Here is a 17,073-nt window from a genome sequence, read left to right as displayed (position 1 = left end):
TTATGTATTTAAATCTCGCGTGGTAAATGGCGAGTAATCAGTTTACGGTAGCCAAAAGCACCTAAAATCGCGCCAACGATAGGAGCTACCAACGGAACAAGGCAATAAGGAATATCTCGGCCTCCGGTCAGGGCAATGTCTCCCCAGCCGGTCAAGTAAGCAACTAATTTGGGGCCGAAATCACGAGCTGGATTCAGGGCAAAGCCGGTCAGTGGGCCAAACGAGCCACCGATAACTGCAATAAGAATCCCGATTAACAGGGGAGCTAAAGGTCCACGTGGGATGCCATTACCATCATCTGTCAGGGACAGGATCAGGCATAACAGAACGGCCGCAATAATAACTTCAACGATAAACGCATGAAACACGGAGATCTGGGCAGCTGGGTAAGTGGAGAAAACCCCCGCAGTAAAGAGGCTTTCTTGCGAGCCTCGAACGATGTTGTGAACTTGCTCATAATCGAGGAACAGATCGTAATACATCATGTAGATAATGAGTGCTGCGACAAAGCCACCGAGCATTTGGGCAATGATATAAGGCAGCACCTTTTTTCTGTCAAAGTTGGCAAATAGGCATAATGCGATAGTCACTGCGGGGTTAAGATGTGCGCCTGATATTCCGGCAGTAAGGTAGACTGCCAGGGCAACACCAAAGCCCCAGATAATGCTGATTTCCCATAAGCCCAGTTGTGCTCCGGCAATTCGGGCAGCAGCAACACAGCCTAAGCCAAAAAAAACGAGCAATGCAGTACCGAGAAATTCGGAAATACATTGACCTGATAATGTTGGAGTTGTGGTCTGGCTCATTTCTATATCCTATAAAAAAGTACAGGGAAGAGATTAATTATTAGTCATTTCTTATGTGTTAAGAAAAAGATGCCTGTGAATTTATCGTTAATGCGCGTAAACGAGAAATAGCGAAATTGAAATATGCGTGTTGCGTCAACAAAATGAGCGAATTCGCATTTATTTACAGTTTTATTGAACTTGGAAATGTGATCTTACAGACATTTGGGTTTGGTCACGATATTTCGCGTTATGCCGCACATTGCTAGGATGAAACTAGACAGATGTTAATAGGCTAAATACAATCAATAACATTGCTTACAAGAGGGGCCTTAGAATGTCATTTGAAGTTTTTGAGAAGCTAGAATCTAAAGTTCAGCAGGCGATTGATACCATCACTTTGCTGCAAATGGAAATTGAAGAATTAAAAGAAAAGAATGCCGTCTTATCTCAGGATGTCCAGAATATAACAGACAGTCGTGATTCTCTGGCACGTGAAAATGAGCAGCTCAAACAAGAACAATCAGCATGGCAAGAGCGCTTACGCACTTTGTTGGGTAAGATGGAAGATGTACAATAGGGTATCTAATGGCTTAGCTGAAAAAGGGCGATAATTGCGCCCTTTTTATATTCCCTTTAATTTAGCTCTTCATCAATTTCCAGAGGGAAATCGGATAAGACAATGCCGGTATTATCTGCGTAGAGATAGTCACCAGAGAAGAATGTGACGCCACCAAAATTCACCCTGATATCACTTTCTCCCACCCCTTCGCTATTGGAGCCAGCAGGAATGGCAGCCATTGCCTGAATTCCAATATCAAGTTCCGCGAGATAATCGACCTGACGCACTGCGCCATAGACGACAATGCCTTCCCAATCATTATTGACGGCGAGCTGAGCCACTTCAGCATCAACGAGTGCCTTGCGTACTGATCCACCACCATCAACGAGCAAAATGCGACCTTGTCCGTTTTCTTCAAGTAAATCATAAAGAAGGCCATTGTCCTCAAAACATTTCACTGTGATGATCTGACCACCAAATGAAGTACGCCCACCAAAGTTGGTAAAGATTGGCTCTACCACATTTATATCTTCTTGATAGATATCACAAAGTTCGGAAGTATCATATTTCATGGGATTTACGTCTGGTTTATGCAAGGAACGGACAGTATATCCTTTTAAAGTCAGTGTTGGCAAAACCATCAATCTTGAAACCTATGTGTAAAATCGATTCTTACTCGCTTAATTCAGTACCAATCCAATAGAAAACAGAATATTGGTCAATAATGCCGCTTTGACCATTTGTACTAATTTGGGGCGCATACCTTCAGCGGTTGGATCACGTAGCACTTGCATCATATGTTTTAACAGCAGGGGAAAAGCAAGCAGGAACAACCAACTAAACCAATTATTCAGGTATAGGAGCGTGAAGAAAACAAAGCAGAGCATCGCAGTTAGCAGAATGGCTGCATGGTAATAGCGAGCCTTTTTTCCTCCCAGCCGGACAGCCAGCGTATTTTTGCCGTTTTGGCGATCACTGTCGATATCGCGTAAGTTATTAATGTTCAAGACTGCCACGGAAAGTAAGCCACTGGCAGTTGCGGGCAAAACGGTGCTTATGGAAAAAGTACTGGCTTGCAGATAGTAGGTTCCAAGAACGCTTAAATAGCCAAAGAAAATCAGGACAGAAATGTCTCCCAACCCCAGATAGCCATAAGGACGCGTACCCACTGTATAAGTGATAGCGGCGACAATCGCCAGTAACCCTAGGATCAAGAATCCGATTATGTCGTTTGGGTTATTACAAGCTATAGCAATCAGGGAACTTCCTGATAAACAAGAGAGTAGTACAGTGAGCTTCAAGGCATTTTTCATCTGCTTTGCGGTAATCAGGCCTTTTTGCATACCACGACTTGGGCCAATGCGATGTTCTGTGTCACTGCCTTTGGTGACGTCACCATAATCGTTAGCGAGATTAGAAAGAATTTGCAGTAGGGCCGCAGTTAATAAAGCCAGTAAAGCGACAGGCCATTTGAAATGTCCGGTCCATGACGCAAGGGCTGAACCCGTTATGACGGCAGCAACGGCCAGCGGGAGCGTTTTGGGGCGTAAACTTTCCAGCCATGCTTGCATCTGACTGATAGACGTTGTTGAGCTCATATTGTCACTGTTTGTCATTATGATTGATGAAATAAATTTTATACCATCGAAAATAGCAAAACGGGAGGCTAAAAGCCCCCCATTTTGTCTCAGTACGAAGAATTATTGGCTCTAATCAAACTGATAATATGACTGATTATAAAATAAACCGACTCAAATCTTCATCTGCAACCAATTCGTCCAAGTGTTCTTTGACATAATCGGCATTGATTTCGACAGTTTGTCCTTGACGTTCGCTGGCGTCGAAAGAGATATCTTCCATCATACGTTCAAGCACGGTGTGCAAACGACGGGCACCGATGTTTTCAGTCGTTTCATTAACTTGCCATGCTGCTTCCGCAATTTTACGGATACCGTCAGCCGTGAATTCAATACCCATGCCTTCCGTTGCCATCAGGGCTTTGTACTGTTCGGTCAGCGAAGCATTAGGTTCAGTCAGGATTCGTTCAAAGTCTTCGGTGGTCAGGGCTTGCAATTCAACACGGATTGGCAAGCGACCTTGAAGTTCTGGGATCAGATCAGAAGGGCTGGCAACCTGGAATGCACCGGAAGCGATAAACAGAATGTGATCAGTTTTGACCATGCCGTGTTTAGTGGAAACGGTGCAGCCTTCGACAAGTGGCAGCAGATCGCGCTGAACACCTTCGCGGGAAACATCTGGACCGGAAGTTTGGCCGCGTTTACAAATCTTATCGATCTCATCAATGAAAACGATGCCGTGTTGTTCAACTGCATCAATTGCCTGCTGTTTCAGTTCTTCAGGATTGACCAGTTTTGCCGCTTCTTCTTCGACCAGCAACTTGAAGGCGTCTTTGATTTTCATCTTACGATTTTTTTGACGCTGGCCTGCCAGATTTTGGAACATGGATTGTAACTGATTCGTCATTTCTTCCATGCCCGGAGGTGCCATGATTTCAACACCAACTGGGGCGGCTGAAACTTCAATTTCAATTTCTTTATCGTCTAACTGGCCCTCACGCAATTTCTTGCGGAATGCTTGACGAGTTGAAGACGGCTCAGCTTGAGTCTCAGTCTGTCCCCAGTTATTTTTTGCTGGTGGTAGCAGGACATCCAAAATACGCTCTTCTGCTAACTCTTCTGCACGATAGCGGTTTTTCTCAATGGATTGCAGACGGACTATTTTTACCGCTACATCAGTGAGATCACGAATAATGGAATCGACTTCTTTACCGACATAACCCACTTCGGTGAACTTAGTTGCTTCAACCTTGATAAAGGGAGCATTGGCCAGTTTTGCCAGACGACGGGCAATTTCGGTTTTACCGACACCGGTTGGGCCTATCATCAAAATATTTTTTGGCGTGACTTCATAACGCAGTGATTCATCTAACTGCATGCGACGCCAGCGGTTACGCAGGGCAATAGCAACGGCACGTTTTGCTTTGTCCTGACCGATAATATGATTGTTTAGTTCGCTGACAATTTCGCGAGGAGTCATTTCAGACATACTATCTATCCTTACGCTTTCGAAGGCAGTTCTTCGAAGTTGTGATTATGGTTGGTGTAGATGCAGATATCGCCAGCGATAGTTAAAGCGCGTTCTGCGATTTCTCTGGCGCCGAGTTCGGTTGTTTCCAACATCGCACGGGCAGCAGCCTGTGCGTATGATCCACCGGAACCAATGGCGATAAGGTCATTCTCTGGCTGAATAACATCACCATTGCCTGTAATGATCAGCGAAGTATTTTCATCTGCGACAGCAAGCAGGGCTTCCAGCTTGCGCAACATGCGATCCGTTCGCCAGTCTTTGGCTAGTTCCACGGCTGCTTTGGTTAGGTGTCCTTGATGCATTTCGAGTTTCCGTTCAAACAGCTCGAACAGTGTGAAAGCATCAGCAGTACCGCCGGCAAAACCCGCGATGACTTTGTCATTGTAAAGGCGGCGTACTTTGCGGACATTGCCTTTCATAACGGTATGACCCATTGTTGCTTGTCCATCACCACCGATGACGACTTTGCCATTACGGCGAACACTTACGATTGTAGTCACGAGTTAGCCCCTGGTTACAAAATAGAAGATGGTACACACGGAGCATTAATTTGCTATCCCACAATTGCTTGTGCACTGCTGATAAAAGCACCATGTGTATATTATTAGAGAGTAAGATGGGGGAGCTTTCCGCTTTTTCAACCCCCGGTAGGGCGGAGAATACAACCAGGTACACCAGCACCTGCAACACGTTCGCGCATTTTCACAGCGCTGGCTTTATTTTTATAAGGGCCAAGTACAACACGGTTCCAATTATCTTTCGTGGTAATTTGACTCTCAATGCCTGCGAATGCAAGGCTGGCACGGACAGATTCCGCCTGTTCCATTGTGCGGAAAGAGCCGCATTGTAGCATCAATTTTGCCTCATTGGCTTCAGGCTTTGTGCTGGTTTGGGAAGAAGCGGAAGACCTTTTTTCCGGCACGTTGGCTGGCTTTTGTTCTGGTGAATGTTGTTCAGTATGTTGTTGAGGAGGGCTGATCAACACTTGTGAACGTGCAACTGCTTCACTGTTATAGGGCACTTCTTTCAATGAAATAGGCGGTTGGCGCATATCCGCTTGTATTTGTTCGAGTAGCTGTTTCTGCTCAGGGGTTAATTGAGGAGGCTGGTTTAGTGGTTTGTTTACTGTTGTATCGCCTTCCTGGATGGAAGATTCATTAACAGGACGATTTTCCAATTCCTTGATGTAACTCCAGCGCTCTTCTGGTTTTGGTGGCAAGCCGTGCCCCTTGTTTTGATGATGGGGCTGTGAGGTATTTTGTGTACTTTCTTCCTGCTTATTTTCTTCCTGTTTATTGTGTACGATGAAATAAAGTCCACCAATAAATATGACCACCAAGGCCACAGCAACGGCTAATGTAGTTTTGGGTAATCCTTGAGACTGATTTTTTTTCTTACCAGTACTTTTCCGACGGGGATTGTTACGCCCGCGACTTACATAATCTCGTTGTGCCACTGTTTAATTCACTGAGTTATTTAAAAATTAAAGGATAGGTAACTAATGTTACTTAAGCTGTTGTTATTTGCCTAGCTTTTAGGCGAACAAGTACTTGCACGGATGATCAATTCTGCCTCCAATAATCTTGAACCTTTAGAAACCAAACGGCCTTGAAGCTGCTCCAGTAATAATAAAATGGAATTATACCCAATCTCATAACGGGGATGTTCTACTGTAGTTAGGGCTGGCTCACAGTATTGAGCCAAGTTTAAATTATCGAAACCGACAATAGAGAGATCTTCTGGTAATTTTAATCCCATTTTTTTAGCTTGCCACATTGCGCCCATTGCCATGATATCACTATGGCAAAAAATAGCGCTTGGAGGCTCTGGCAGGTTAAGCAAGGTTTCTGCCAGTGTAGCCCCACTTTTATGGGTGAAATCACCACGGATAATATATTCTTCGCGAATTTCTTCTCCTGCACGCCGTAATGCCTGGATGTAACCTTGTAAACGATAGTGGCACAATGGCATGGTTTCCGGCCCGGTAATGCAGGCAATGCGTTTGTGTCCCAGATCTTGCAAATGATGGGTAGCATTAAAGGCGGCTGTCAGGTTGTCAATATGGACAGTGGGGAGTTCCAGTTCTGGTGCGAATTCATTGGCCATCACCATGGGAGGCAGATTTTTCTGTTCTTCTTTAGAAACATCGAAAGGAATGTTGGAACCCAATAGCACCATACCATCAATACGTTTGGTGATCAGAAAATTGATAAATGCATGTTCTTGTTGCTGTTGATGTTTGTAATCACCAATCAGAACCAAATAACCATGTTCAGTGGCGGTTTCTTCAATGCCCCGAATAACTTCAGTAAAGAAAGGATCACAGATATTGGGAACAAGTACTAAGATGGTTCTGGATTCATTACGTCGTAAATTTTTGGCCAGGGTGTGGGGATAGTAACCCACCTCCAACACTGCATTCTCAACCTTCTGGCGTGTATGGGCAGAAACCTTGTCAGGATTCATTAGTGTTCTTGATACAGTCGCGGTAGAAACACCAGCCACCTTGGCAACATCCTTCATAGTTACTAACGCGTAATGCTTTTTTTCCATAGTTCACTTCTCGCTTTCCATAGGCAGCTAATCGGTTGCTATCCAGCTGCTGAAAAACGCCAGTCTTTCCTGAGAAGGGAGTGCTGGCAAATTATTTTCTACAGTTATATTAATAAGTTCATTTTAAGCTGATTAACAGATCCATCTGTTACTTTGTTTGCATAAAAAGTGTGAGATAAATCATTTCTTAGAAGTGCTTCGCAAATTAAAGAAATAATTATCAATTTTCGGTGGGATCAACATCAATGTTCCATTTCACTTTACGTGCTTGTGGCAGTGTAGTGATTTGGGGATTAATTCTGGCCATCATTTTCTGGAGAAAAATGCGGGAAGGGTGTTGAATCATCAACTGCCAACGATAACGACCGCCACGTTTAGCCTGTAATGCGGGTACTGGCCCCATGATCCATAAATGATTATCAGGTTGTGAATGATGTTCAAACAGTTGACGCATTTGCTGCAAAAATGCGGGGGCTTGTTGGTTGTCGTGATCTTCTGCGCGGAGCAGGATATGGCTCACAAAAGGTGGCAAATGAACTTGTTGACGCTCTTCCATCGCTTGCTGGGCAAAGGCATCGTAGCCTTTCTCCAACAATATTTGCAAAAGTGGATGCTCAGGATGGTGGGTTTGCAGGACAACTTCTCCCTGCTTTCCGGCTCGTCCTGCCCGACCGGAGACTTGGGTATAGAGTTGGGCAAAACGTTCGGCGGCTCGAAAATCAGCAGAAAACAGGGCACCATCGACATCCAGTAAGGCAACCAGCGTAACATCAGGGAAATGGTGACCTTTCGCCAACATTTGCGTACCAATCAAGATGCGGGCTCCACCTTGATGGACTTCGGCTAGTTGCTGTTCCAGCGCACCTTTGCGGCTGGTGGTATCACGGTCGATACGAGTAACCGGGGTATCGGGAAACAGTTTTGTAATGCCATCTTCAAGTTGCTCAGTGCCTAAGCCAACGGGAATTAAGTTAGTGGTGCCACATTGCGGGCATTGGCGTGGGATTGGGCGCTGGCTGTCACAGTGATGGCAACGCAGGTGGCGATGATTTTGATGTAGGGTGTAATAGTGATCACAGCGTTGGCACTCTGCTATCCAGCCGCATTCGTGGCAGAGCAGGGCAGGAGAATAACCACGACGGTTCAGAAATAGAATGACCTGATTGTCAGCTTTGAGATGTTCACCTATGCGATTGATGAGTGGTTGGGATAATCCAACCGTCAATGGCAAGCCTTTCAGATCTAATAAATGCTGAGTAGCTACTTGGGCGTGGCCTGCCCGTTGAGTTAAGGTGAGTTGGCGATATTTCCCCTGTTGTACATTATATAGTGTTTCCAGTGCCGGGGTGGCAGAACCCATAATAATCGGAATCCCCTCTTTTTTCGCCCGGAATACCGCCAGATCGCGGGCATGATAGCGCCAGCCTTCTTGCTGTTTGTAAGAGCTGTCATGTTCTTCATCAATAATAATGACACCCAGATGAGCAAAGGGGGTAAACAAAGCTGAGCGTGTACCGATAACGATGGCATTTTCCCCTCTTTTCGCTCTCAGCCAAACTGTTAACCGTTCACTGTCATTCAAGGCTGAATGCAGAACATCAATGGGAGCGTTGAAACGTTCCCGGAACCGGCGGATAGTTTGTGGCGTCAAGCCAATTTCTGGCACTAAAATGAGAGCCTGTTTACCTTGTGCAAGAATGTTCTCCAGTATACTGAGATACACTTCTGTTTTACCCGATCCCGTGATCCCCGCTAGTAGCCACGGAGAAAAGGTTTGATCTTCTGCACGGATGGCGCCTATCGCGGTAGCTTGTTCTGTGTTGAGCTTTAACCGTTCGCCAATAGTTTTAAAATGCTCACGCCAATTTTCCGCTTTTGGTTGGATGGGATGCAGGGCAATCAGTGATTTCTTTTTCAGTGATTGCAGTGCGCTTTCACTTAACGCCAATTCAGCGACTTGGTGACGATAAACGGGACGTTGGCGCAAAGCGGCCAACGCCTTTTGTTGCTTAGCGGAGCGCTTGAGTTGTGTAAGCGGGAGTTCGCGGCCTGCCTCAGTAACTTGCCATTGCCAAAGAGGGGAAAATTCTGCCGGTTTTCCCTGTCGTAGCAAGACAGGCAAAGCATGGAACAACACTTCACCCAGCGGATAGTGATAATAGCTGGCGGCCCACTGAAGCAATTGCCAGAGATCGTTAGGAAAAAGGGGTTGGTTATCAAGAATAGTAGCAATAGACTTGAGTTGTTCAAGAGGAAGTTCGCTGCTGTCTGTGATACCAGTGACAATACCTATCGCATTACGTTTACCAAAAGGCACGAGTACTCGAACTCCAATAGTGGGTAAAGGTAACGCTGTAGGCAGTAGATAATCAAATGTGCGGGTTAGGGGGACAGGCAATGCAACCTGGACAACTGTCATAAGGCGATTTCCGGATAATTAATGACCAGATGAAAGAACGTATAAAAGAACATATAGCGATAAGGGTATCATAGCAAATCGGCAGATTTCATTGCGCAATAAACAGATATTCTGTATGATCCGCCGCCTTTGGTATAGAAATTACCGATACATATTTTTTATCAACACGACGTGTGGTGTCTGGCAGCAAAACAAGGCTGGATAGCGACACGGCCTGAACAGAGGTTTCCCATGAAACAAGGTATCCATCCTAAATACGAAGCAATTACTGCAACTTGCTCTTGCGGTAATGTCATCAAAATTAACTCTACTGTAGGTCATAATCTGAACCTGGACGTCTGTGGTGAATGCCACCCGTTCTACACTGGTAAGCAGCGTGATGTTGCGACTGGTGGTCGTGTTGATCGCTTTAACAAACGTTTCAGCGTTCCAGGTACTAAAAAGTAATGACTTTTTCCTGTCTGTTGTTCATACAGGCCGGAGAGTTCAAACAAAAACGCCCGATGTTTTGCATCGGGCGTTTTTGTTATCAATATTCCCATGTATCAGGATCAATGCCTCGTTCACGCATCATGGTTTTCGCTACTTCCGGGATTTCATCATGGCGTTCTTTGCGCAAATCGTTATCATTAGGCAGAGGCTGTCCGGTGAATGCATGGAGAAAAGCTTCACACAGTAATTCGCTGTTTGTTGCATGACGCAGATTGTTCACCTGACGGCGAGTGCGCTCATCAGTCAGAATTTTCAATACCTTTAGTGGGATTGAAACTGTAATTTTTTTGACCTGTTCACTTTTTTTGCCATGTTCAGCATAAGGGCTGACATACTCACCATTCCACTCAGCCATGAGATACCTTAAATAATTTTTGAATCAAGTAATTGAGATTAGAAATTGGAAGGAATTTCTGATCTGTTTTCATGTCGATAATGCAATAGTCTAACATAATTAGCCTGTCGACTATATCGCCCTACCCGCACTAATTTATAAAATATAACCAGAAGACATATAAAGTGTAATGACAGCCATGGAATTGTGGTATTAAACCGCAAAATAATTTGGATGTCTAGATGTATTGACGTCTATCTTTCCAATCGTTATTCTTGCGTGACGCTAATAATAACGATGATGGTGAAAGGTTATGGGATGTAAGCAAGCGACAATTGCGGTTCACAGTGGTTCAAATGTTGATGAACAATATGGTTGTGTTGTTCCGCCTATCTATCTTTCCAGTACATACAACTTTACGGGTTTCAATCAGCCCAGGGCGCATGATTACTCGCGCCGTGGCAATCCTGGTCGTGATGTTGTCCAACAGGTGTTGGCCGAGCTGGAAGGAGGCGCGGGCGCAATCATGACTAGCAGTGGCATGTCAGCGATTCATCTGCTCTGTACCGTATTTCTGAAACCAGGGGATTTATTGGTGGCTCCGCATGATTGTTATGGTGGGAGCTACCGCCTGTTTGACAGTCTAAGCAAGCGTGGCGCATACAATGTGATTTTTGTTGATCAGTCAAATGAACAAGCGTTGAAACAGGCGTTGGCTAAAAACCCCAAACTGGTGCTAATTGAAACACCGAGTAACCCTTTGTTGCGGATCGTAGATATTCAATACATTTGTGGCTTGGCCCATGAAATTGGGGCATTGGCTGTGGTCGATAACACTTTCTTAAGCCCTGTACTGCAAAAGCCATTGGATTTGGGGGCAGATTTAGTCGTGCATTCTTGCACGAAATATTTGAATGGACATTCTGATCTGATTGCGGGAGCAATTATCGCTAAGGAGCCATCCATCGCGGAAGAGTTAGCTTGGTGGGCGAACAATATTGGCGTAACGGCTGCGGCCTTTGACAGTTATCTGCTACTGCGCGGCATTCGTACATTATCTGCCCGCGTGCTGCTCCAACAAAACAATGCTGTTGCCATTGCGGATTATTTGCAACAACAGCCCCAAGTGAAAAAGCTCTTCTATCCTGCGTTGAAGAACCATCCAGGGCATGAAATTGCCGTTAAGCAACAGCAAGGTTTTGGGGCGATGCTAAGTTTCGAACTGGATGGTGATGAACAGGCCATGTGTCGTTTCTTATCTGCGTTAAAATTATTTACCTTGGCTGAATCTCTCGGTGGTGTGGAATCGTTGATTTCTCATACCGCGACGATGACACACGCGGGAATGTCGGCAGAAGCAAGGACTCAGGCAGGGATTACGGATTCGCTTCTTCGTGTCTCTGTGGGAATTGAAGATAGTCAGGATTTAATTGCTGATCTGGACAATGCGTTTCAGGCAGCGGCAACGAGGTAATCATGAGTACAAGGGCAACAGCGGGGACGGGATCTGGCCGTCAGTTACATAAATTTGGTGGTAGCAGCCTGGCTGATGTGAAATGTTATCAGCGGGTTGCTGAAATTATGGCGAACTACAGCCTGCCAGGTGATTTGATGGTGGTATCGGCCGCAGGGAGTACAACCAACCAATTGATTGATTGGCTTAAATTGAGCCAGAGTGACCGGATATCAGCCCATCAAATACAGCAGTCTTTGCGGCGTTACCAGCAAGAATTGATCCGTGGCTTGTTGCCCGAAACAGTTGCAGAAGAACTAAATGCAATGTTTGTCGCTGATCTGGAAAGATTGAGCGTATTGTTGGATAAGCCTGTCACCGATATGACATACGCCGAAGTTGTCGGTCACGGGGAAATCTGGTCTGCACGTTTAATGGCGGCAGTGCTGGAAAATCAGGGTATCCCTAGCGCATGGCTGGATGCGCGTCAATTCCTGCGGGCAGAGCGCATTGCTCAGCCGCAAGTTGATGTCAGTTTATCTCAACCTCTGCTTAGCCAATTACTGATCCAAAACTCCAATAAGCGTTTAGTGGTTACCGGCTTTATTTCCAGTAACCAGAAAGGGGAAACGGTATTATTGGGGCGCAATGGCAGCGACTATTCTGCTACCCAAGTTGGCGCTTTGGCGGGAGCCAAAAAAGTCACAATTTGGAGTGACGTAGCGGGAGTTTACAGTGCCGATCCGCGTAAAGTTAAAGATGCCTGTTTGTTGCCGTTGCTGCGTTTGGACGAAGCCAGTGAATTGGCACGTTTGGCCGCGCCTGTTCTCCATACCCGAACATTGCAGCCGGTTTCTCTCAGCGATATTGATCTACAACTGCGTTGCAGTTACCAGCCTGAACAGGGTTCCACCCGGATTGAACGGGTACTGGCAACGGGGACAGGGGCAAAAATTGTCACCAGCCATGATGATGTCTGCCTGATTGAATTGCATGTTTCTTCAGCCCACGATTTCAAGCAAATCTATAAAGACATTGATTCTTTGTTGAAACGCGCCCAAATCCGGCCATTGGCAACAGGGCTGCACGCAGATTGCAACCTGATCCAACTTTGCTATACCTCTGAGATTGTCAATAGCGCCCTTGATGTTTTGCAGGATGCTTCCTTACCCGGCAAACTTTCTTTGCGTGAAGGTTTAGCGCTGGTGGCATTAGTGGGGGCGGGTGTATGCAAGAATCCACTGCATAGCCATCGTTTTTATCAACAATTAAAAGATCAGCCAGTTGAATTTATCTGGCATGCAGAAGATGACATTAGTTTGGTTGCTGTACTGCGTTTGAATCAGACATCACATTTAATTCAGGGATTGCACCAAAGCCTGTTTAGGGCAGAGAAACGTATCGGTTTGGTGTTGTTTGGTAAAGGGAATATTGGTTCTCGTTGGCTGGAGCTGTTTGCCCGTGAACAGAAGAACATTTCTGCTCGCAGTGGATTTGAATTTATTCTCGCGGGTGTCGTCGATAGTCGGCGGAGTTTGTTGAATTATCAGGGTATTGATGCCAGTCGGGCATTGGCCTTCTTTGATGATGAGGCAACTGAACATGAAGAAGATACTCTGTTTTTATGGATGCGGGCACATCCTTATGATGACTTGGTTGTACTGGATGTCACGGCAAGTGAAGAATTGGCCAAAGAGTATATCTATTTTGCCAGTTATGGATTCCACGTTATCAGTGCCAACAAAGTCGCCGGTTCTTCCGACAGTAATACCTATCGTATGATCCGCGATGCCTTTGCAAAAACGGGGCGCCATTGGTTATACAACGCCACAGTAGGTGCAGGGCTGCCGATTAATTATTCCGTCAGGGATCTGCGGGAGAGCGGTGATACTATTCTGTCCATCAGTGGCGTTTTTTCCGGCACATTATCCTGGCTGTTTTTGCAGTTTGATGGTTCTGTACCTTTCAGTGAATTAGTTGAACAAGCATGGCAACAAGGGTTGACGGAACCTGATCCGCGTATTGACCTTTCTGGTCAGGATGTGATGCGTAAATTGGTTATTCTGGCGCGCGAAGCGGGTTATGAGATAGAGCCTGATCATGTACGGGTTGAATCTTTGGTGCCGGTAGAGGCTCGAAGCGGTTCTATCGAAGAGTTCTTTGAAAACAGTGCTGCCATTAATGAGCAAATGCGGCAACGATTGGAAGCGGCACAGGAAATGGGCCTGGTGCTACGGTATGTCGCTCGTTTTGATGCCAGTGGTAAGGCAAAAGTGGGGGTAGAAGCGGTGCGTAGCGATCATCCATTGGCTTCACTACTGCCGGCGGATAATGTTTTTGCGATAGAAAGTCGCTGGTATCGTGATAATCCGTTAGTAATCCGTGGGCCTGGTGCGGGACGAGATGTCACCGCGGGAGCAATCCAATCGGATTTAAATCGTCTGTCACAACTTCTGTAACCTATCTCTCGGTAGGAGAGATATTGAGCGATCAGGCTTTAAAATTCGCCCAAGTTGTTTGTTTTCTGATATGAATATACGCATTAAACTTCAAGCTGCAATTTACAACACGATATCACACGCAGCCTGAAGTTAGATTGGTATATAAATAGAAGAACAGGCTCTACAGCAAAATATGAAATATTTAGACAGAAAATAAGGGTAAGCCAATCCATTGGTGAGATAGGTGACATACAGCAACACAAGGCCAGGAACCACATGAATCAACAATATTCCGCAATGCGAAGTAATGTCAGTATGCTCGGTAAGTTGCTGGGCGATACAATTAAAGAAGCTTTGGGAGAAGATATTCTTGATAAAGTTGAAACGATCAGGAAGTTATCTAAATCATCCCGTGCAGGTAACGAAACCCACCGTCAGCAGCTTTTATCGACGTTAGAAAATTTATCCAATGATGAATTATTGCCTGTGGCCCGTGCGTTTAACCAGTTTTTAAATCTGGCTAACGTTGCCGAACAATATCACAGCATTTCGCCACATGGCGAAGCGGCAAGTAATCCGGTCGCGCTGGCAGCGCTATTCAACCGGCTCAAAGACAAGCAATTCAGCAATGATGATCTGATCAAGGCAGTCAATGAACTGGCGATTGAACTGGTTCTGACCGCTCATCCGACAGAAATTGCCCGCCGTACCCTGATTCATAAGTTGGTTGAAGTTAATGGCTGTCTGGCACAGCTTGATCATGACGATTTGGCCGATTATGAACGCAATAACATCATCCGCCGATTGCGTCAGTTGATTGCCCAATCATGGCATACTGATGAGATCCGTAAGAATCGTCCCACCCCAATTGATGAAGCAAAATGGGGTTTTGCTGTGGTTGAAAACAGCTTGTGGGAAGGTGTGCCGGCATTCCTGCGTGAATTCAATGAACAACTGGAAGGATCCATTGGTCATAGTTTGCCGGTGGAAGCTGTACCAGTACGTTTCACCTCTTGGATGGGAGGCGATCGTGATGGTAATCCTAACGTTACCGCCGAGATTACCCGTCATGTCTTATTGCTGAGCCGTTGGAAAGCCGCCGATCTGTTCCTGAAAGATATTCAGGTTTTAGTTTCTGAGCTTTCCATGTCGGAATGTACGCCTGAACTTCGCCAAATGGCAGGAGGTGAGCATGTTTTGGAGCCTTACCGTGAAATTGCCAAACAATTGCGCACGCAATTAGGTAACACACTGGCTTATCTGGAAAAACGCCTTAAAGGCGAGCAAACTTTACCACCCGCGGATCTACTTTTGCATAACGAACAGTTATGGCAACCACTCTATGCTTGTTATCAATCATTGAAAGCTTGCGGGATGGAAATTATCGCAAATGGCCAATTGCTGGATACCTTGCGCCGCATTCGTTGCTTTGGTTTGTCTTTGGTACGTATTGATATCCGTCAGGAAAGTACCCGCCATCGCGATGCGATTGCTGAACTGACGCAATATCTGGAAATGGGAGACTATGCGAGCTGGCCTGAAGCCGAAAAGCAGGCATTTCTGCTGAGAGAGTTGCAATCAAAACGTCCTCTGATCCCACGTGATTGGCAGCCAAGCGCAGAAACGCAAGAAGTTTTCGATACCTGCAAGGTTATTGCTGAATCACCCCAAGATTCGATTGCAGCTTATGTTATTTCCATGGCGAAAGTTCCTTCTGATGTCTTGGCGGTGAAATTATTGTTGAAAGAGGCGGGATGTCCATTGTCATTGCCTGTTGCGCCGTTGTTCGAAACCCTTGATGACTTGAATAATGCAGAAGGCGTGATTGAAAAACTGTTGGGGATTGGGTGGTATCGCGATCTGATTAAGGATAAGCAGATGGTGATGATTGGTTACTCTGATTCAGCCAAAGATGCAGGGGTGATGGCAGCGTCGTGGGCACAATATCGGGCACAGGATGCATTAATCAAGGTGTGTGAAAAAGAAGGCGTGACACTCACTCTGTTCCACGGACGTGGTGGCACCATTGGCCGCGGTGGTGCTCCTGCCCATTCGGCTTTGCTCTCCCAACCGCCGGGTAGCTTGAAAGGCGGGTTTCGGGTAACGGAACAGGGGGAAATGATCCGTTTTAAATTTGGTTTGCCGCAGGTCACGATCAGCAGTTTGGCCTTGTACGCCAGTGCGATCCTGGAAGCAAACTTATTGCCGCCACCAGAGCCGAAACCGGAATGGCAGCAGATTATGGATACACTCTCTGATGTTTCCTGTGACATGTATCGTGATTATGTCCGTGAGCAACCGGAATTTGTGCCTTATTTTCGCGCAGCGACGCCAGAGCAAGAGTTGGCAAAACTGCCTTTGGGTTCGCGGCCAGCTAAACGGCGCCCGACAGGGGGAGTTGAAAGTTTGCGCGCGATCCCGTGGATATTTGCCTGGACGCAAAACCGGTTGATGTTGCCGGCATGGTTAGGCGCGGGTGCGGCGCTGCAACGGGTGATCGATGCCGGTAACTTGTCAGTTTTAACGGATATGTGTCGTGATTGGCCATTCTTCAATACGCGTATTGCCATGTTGGAGATGGTGTTTGCTAAAGCAGATCTGTGGCTAGCAGAATATTACGATCAGCGTTTGGTAGAACCTAAGTTGTGGCCTTTAGGCGTCAAATTGCGTAATCAACTTGCAGAGGATATCGAAACGGTATTGACTATTTCGCAGGATGAACAATTAATGGCAGATTTGCCGTGGATCGCTGAATCTATCGCTTTGCGTAACGTGTATACCGATCCGTTGAACGTACTACAAGTCGAATTATTACAGCGTTCTCGTCAGCAGGAAAATCCTGCTCCGCATCTTGAACAAGCGCTGATGGTGACGATTGCCGGTGTTGCGGCAGGAATGCGTAATACAGGATAGCGTTTAAATATTT

At 46.0% G+C, this 17,073-nt stretch carries 14 protein-coding genes; 5 read left to right on the top strand and 9 right to left on the bottom strand.

The window, feature by feature from the left end:
• Window positions 1-8: 8 nt before the first annotated feature.
• Window positions 9-806: an MIP/aquaporin family protein gene (locus WDV74_RS16030; protein ID WP_338883772.1), complete on the bottom strand. Its 798-nt coding sequence runs from the start codon at window positions 804-806 to the stop codon at window positions 9-11.
• Window positions 807-1,122: 316 nt separating this feature from the next.
• On the opposite strand from WDV74_RS16030, the gene zapB reads away from it, so the two are divergent.
• Window positions 1,123-1,365, top strand: coding sequence for a cell division protein ZapB (zapB, locus tag WDV74_RS16025; RefSeq protein ID WP_074019086.1), 243 nt, complete (start codon window positions 1,123-1,125; stop codon window positions 1,363-1,365).
• 56 nt (window positions 1,366-1,421) lie between these two features.
• Here the strand turns inward: zapB and rraA are convergent, their stop codons facing one another.
• The 7 genes from rraA to priA form a co-directional block, all read right to left on the bottom strand.
• Window positions 1,422-1,919, bottom strand: a complete 498-nt coding sequence (gene rraA, locus WDV74_RS16020; RefSeq protein WP_338883769.1) for a ribonuclease E activity regulator RraA — start codon at window positions 1,917-1,919, stop codon at window positions 1,422-1,424.
• A 108-nt stretch (window positions 1,920-2,027) separates the two neighbouring features.
• Window positions 2,028-2,945 (bottom strand): 1,4-dihydroxy-2-naphthoate polyprenyltransferase, encoded by a 918-nt coding sequence (locus WDV74_RS16015; protein ID WP_338883768.1) that lies wholly within the window; start codon window positions 2,943-2,945, stop codon window positions 2,028-2,030.
• Window positions 2,946-3,081: 136 nt separating this feature from the next.
• Window positions 3,082-4,413 carry an HslU--HslV peptidase ATPase subunit gene (gene hslU / locus WDV74_RS16010; RefSeq protein ID WP_338883766.1) on the bottom strand — a complete coding sequence of 444 codons (1,332 nt, stop codon included), beginning with the start codon at window positions 4,411-4,413 and terminating at the stop codon, window positions 3,082-3,084.
• 11 nt (window positions 4,414-4,424) lie between these two features.
• Window positions 4,425-4,955 carry an ATP-dependent protease subunit HslV gene (gene hslV / locus WDV74_RS16005; RefSeq protein ID WP_338883764.1) on the bottom strand — a complete coding sequence of 177 codons (531 nt, stop codon included), beginning with the start codon at window positions 4,953-4,955 and terminating at the stop codon, window positions 4,425-4,427.
• A gap of 137 nt (window positions 4,956-5,092) precedes the next feature.
• Window positions 5,093-5,911, bottom strand: coding sequence for a cell division protein FtsN (gene ftsN, locus WDV74_RS16000; protein ID WP_338883763.1), 819 nt, complete (start codon window positions 5,909-5,911; stop codon window positions 5,093-5,095).
• Between the two features lie 71 nt (window positions 5,912-5,982).
• Window positions 5,983-7,008: a DNA-binding transcriptional regulator CytR gene (gene cytR, locus WDV74_RS15995; protein WP_338883762.1), complete on the bottom strand. Its 1,026-nt coding sequence runs from the start codon at window positions 7,006-7,008 to the stop codon at window positions 5,983-5,985.
• Between the two features lie 220 nt (window positions 7,009-7,228).
• Window positions 7,229-9,427, bottom strand: a complete 2,199-nt coding sequence (gene priA / locus WDV74_RS15990; RefSeq protein ID WP_338883760.1) for a primosomal protein N' — start codon at window positions 9,425-9,427, stop codon at window positions 7,229-7,231.
• A gap of 231 nt (window positions 9,428-9,658) precedes the next feature.
• Here priA and rpmE point away from each other — a divergent pair, with 231 nt between their 5' ends.
• The gene (gene rpmE / locus WDV74_RS15985) at window positions 9,659-9,874 is read left to right on the top strand and encodes a 50S ribosomal protein L31 (RefSeq protein ID WP_189760010.1); all 216 of its coding nucleotides are present in this window, start codon (window positions 9,659-9,661) and stop codon (window positions 9,872-9,874) included.
• Between the two features lie 82 nt (window positions 9,875-9,956).
• Here rpmE and metJ read toward each other — a convergent pair whose 3' ends face one another.
• On the bottom strand, window positions 9,957-10,274 hold the full coding sequence (gene metJ / locus WDV74_RS15980; RefSeq protein WP_338883758.1) for a met regulon transcriptional regulator MetJ: 318 nt from the start codon (window positions 10,272-10,274) through the stop codon (window positions 9,957-9,959).
• 292 nt (window positions 10,275-10,566) lie between these two features.
• Here metJ and metB point away from each other — a divergent pair, with 292 nt between their 5' ends.
• The 3 genes from metB (at window position 10,567) to ppc (ending at window position 17,060) form a co-directional block, all read left to right on the top strand.
• Window positions 10,567-11,727, top strand: a complete 1,161-nt coding sequence (gene metB / locus WDV74_RS15975; protein WP_338883756.1) for a cystathionine gamma-synthase — start codon at window positions 10,567-10,569, stop codon at window positions 11,725-11,727.
• A gap of 2 nt (window positions 11,728-11,729) precedes the next feature.
• The gene (locus WDV74_RS15970; protein ID WP_338883754.1) at window positions 11,730-14,165 is read left to right on the top strand and encodes a bifunctional aspartate kinase/homoserine dehydrogenase II; all 2,436 of its coding nucleotides are present in this window, start codon (window positions 11,730-11,732) and stop codon (window positions 14,163-14,165) included.
• Window positions 14,166-14,423: 258 nt separating this feature from the next.
• Window positions 14,424-17,060 carry a phosphoenolpyruvate carboxylase gene (gene ppc / locus WDV74_RS15965; protein WP_338883753.1) on the top strand — a complete coding sequence of 879 codons (2,637 nt, stop codon included), beginning with the start codon at window positions 14,424-14,426 and terminating at the stop codon, window positions 17,058-17,060.
• The last annotated feature ends 13 nt before the right edge of the window (window positions 17,061-17,073 follow it).

The sequence above is a fragment of the Xenorhabdus sp. TH1 genome (assembly GCF_037260955.1).
GTDB lineage: Bacteria > Pseudomonadota > Gammaproteobacteria > Enterobacterales > Enterobacteriaceae > Xenorhabdus > Xenorhabdus griffiniae.
This window is presented reverse-complemented; position numbering and strand designations above follow the sequence as displayed.

Coding starts and splice junctions, on each gene's coding strand:
- WDV74_RS16015 (WP_338883768.1), bottom strand. CDS start 2,945: ATGAGCTCAACAACGTCTATCAGTCAGATGCAAGCATGGCTGGAAAGT.
- cytR (WP_338883762.1), bottom strand. CDS start 7,008: ATGGAAAAAAAGCATTACGCGTTAGTAACTATGAAGGATGTTGCCAAG.
- metB (WP_338883756.1), top strand. CDS start 10,567: ATGGGATGTAAGCAAGCGACAATTGCGGTTCACAGTGGTTCAAATGTT.
- zapB (WP_074019086.1), top strand. CDS start 1,123: ATGTCATTTGAAGTTTTTGAGAAGCTAGAATCTAAAGTTCAGCAGGCG.
- priA (WP_338883760.1), bottom strand. CDS start 9,427: ATGACAGTTGTCCAGGTTGCATTGCCTGTCCCCCTAACCCGCACATTT.
- WDV74_RS15970 (WP_338883754.1), top strand. CDS start 11,730: ATGAGTACAAGGGCAACAGCGGGGACGGGATCTGGCCGTCAGTTACAT.
- rraA (WP_338883769.1), bottom strand. CDS start 1,919: ATGAAATATGATACTTCCGAACTTTGTGATATCTATCAAGAAGATATA.
- ppc (WP_338883753.1), top strand. CDS start 14,424: ATGAATCAACAATATTCCGCAATGCGAAGTAATGTCAGTATGCTCGGT.
- rpmE (WP_189760010.1), top strand. CDS start 9,659: ATGAAACAAGGTATCCATCCTAAATACGAAGCAATTACTGCAACTTGC.
- WDV74_RS16030 (WP_338883772.1), bottom strand. CDS start 806: ATGAGCCAGACCACAACTCCAACATTATCAGGTCAATGTATTTCCGAA.
- metJ (WP_338883758.1), bottom strand. CDS start 10,274: ATGGCTGAGTGGAATGGTGAGTATGTCAGCCCTTATGCTGAACATGGC.
- hslU (WP_338883766.1), bottom strand. CDS start 4,413: ATGTCTGAAATGACTCCTCGCGAAATTGTCAGCGAACTAAACAATCAT.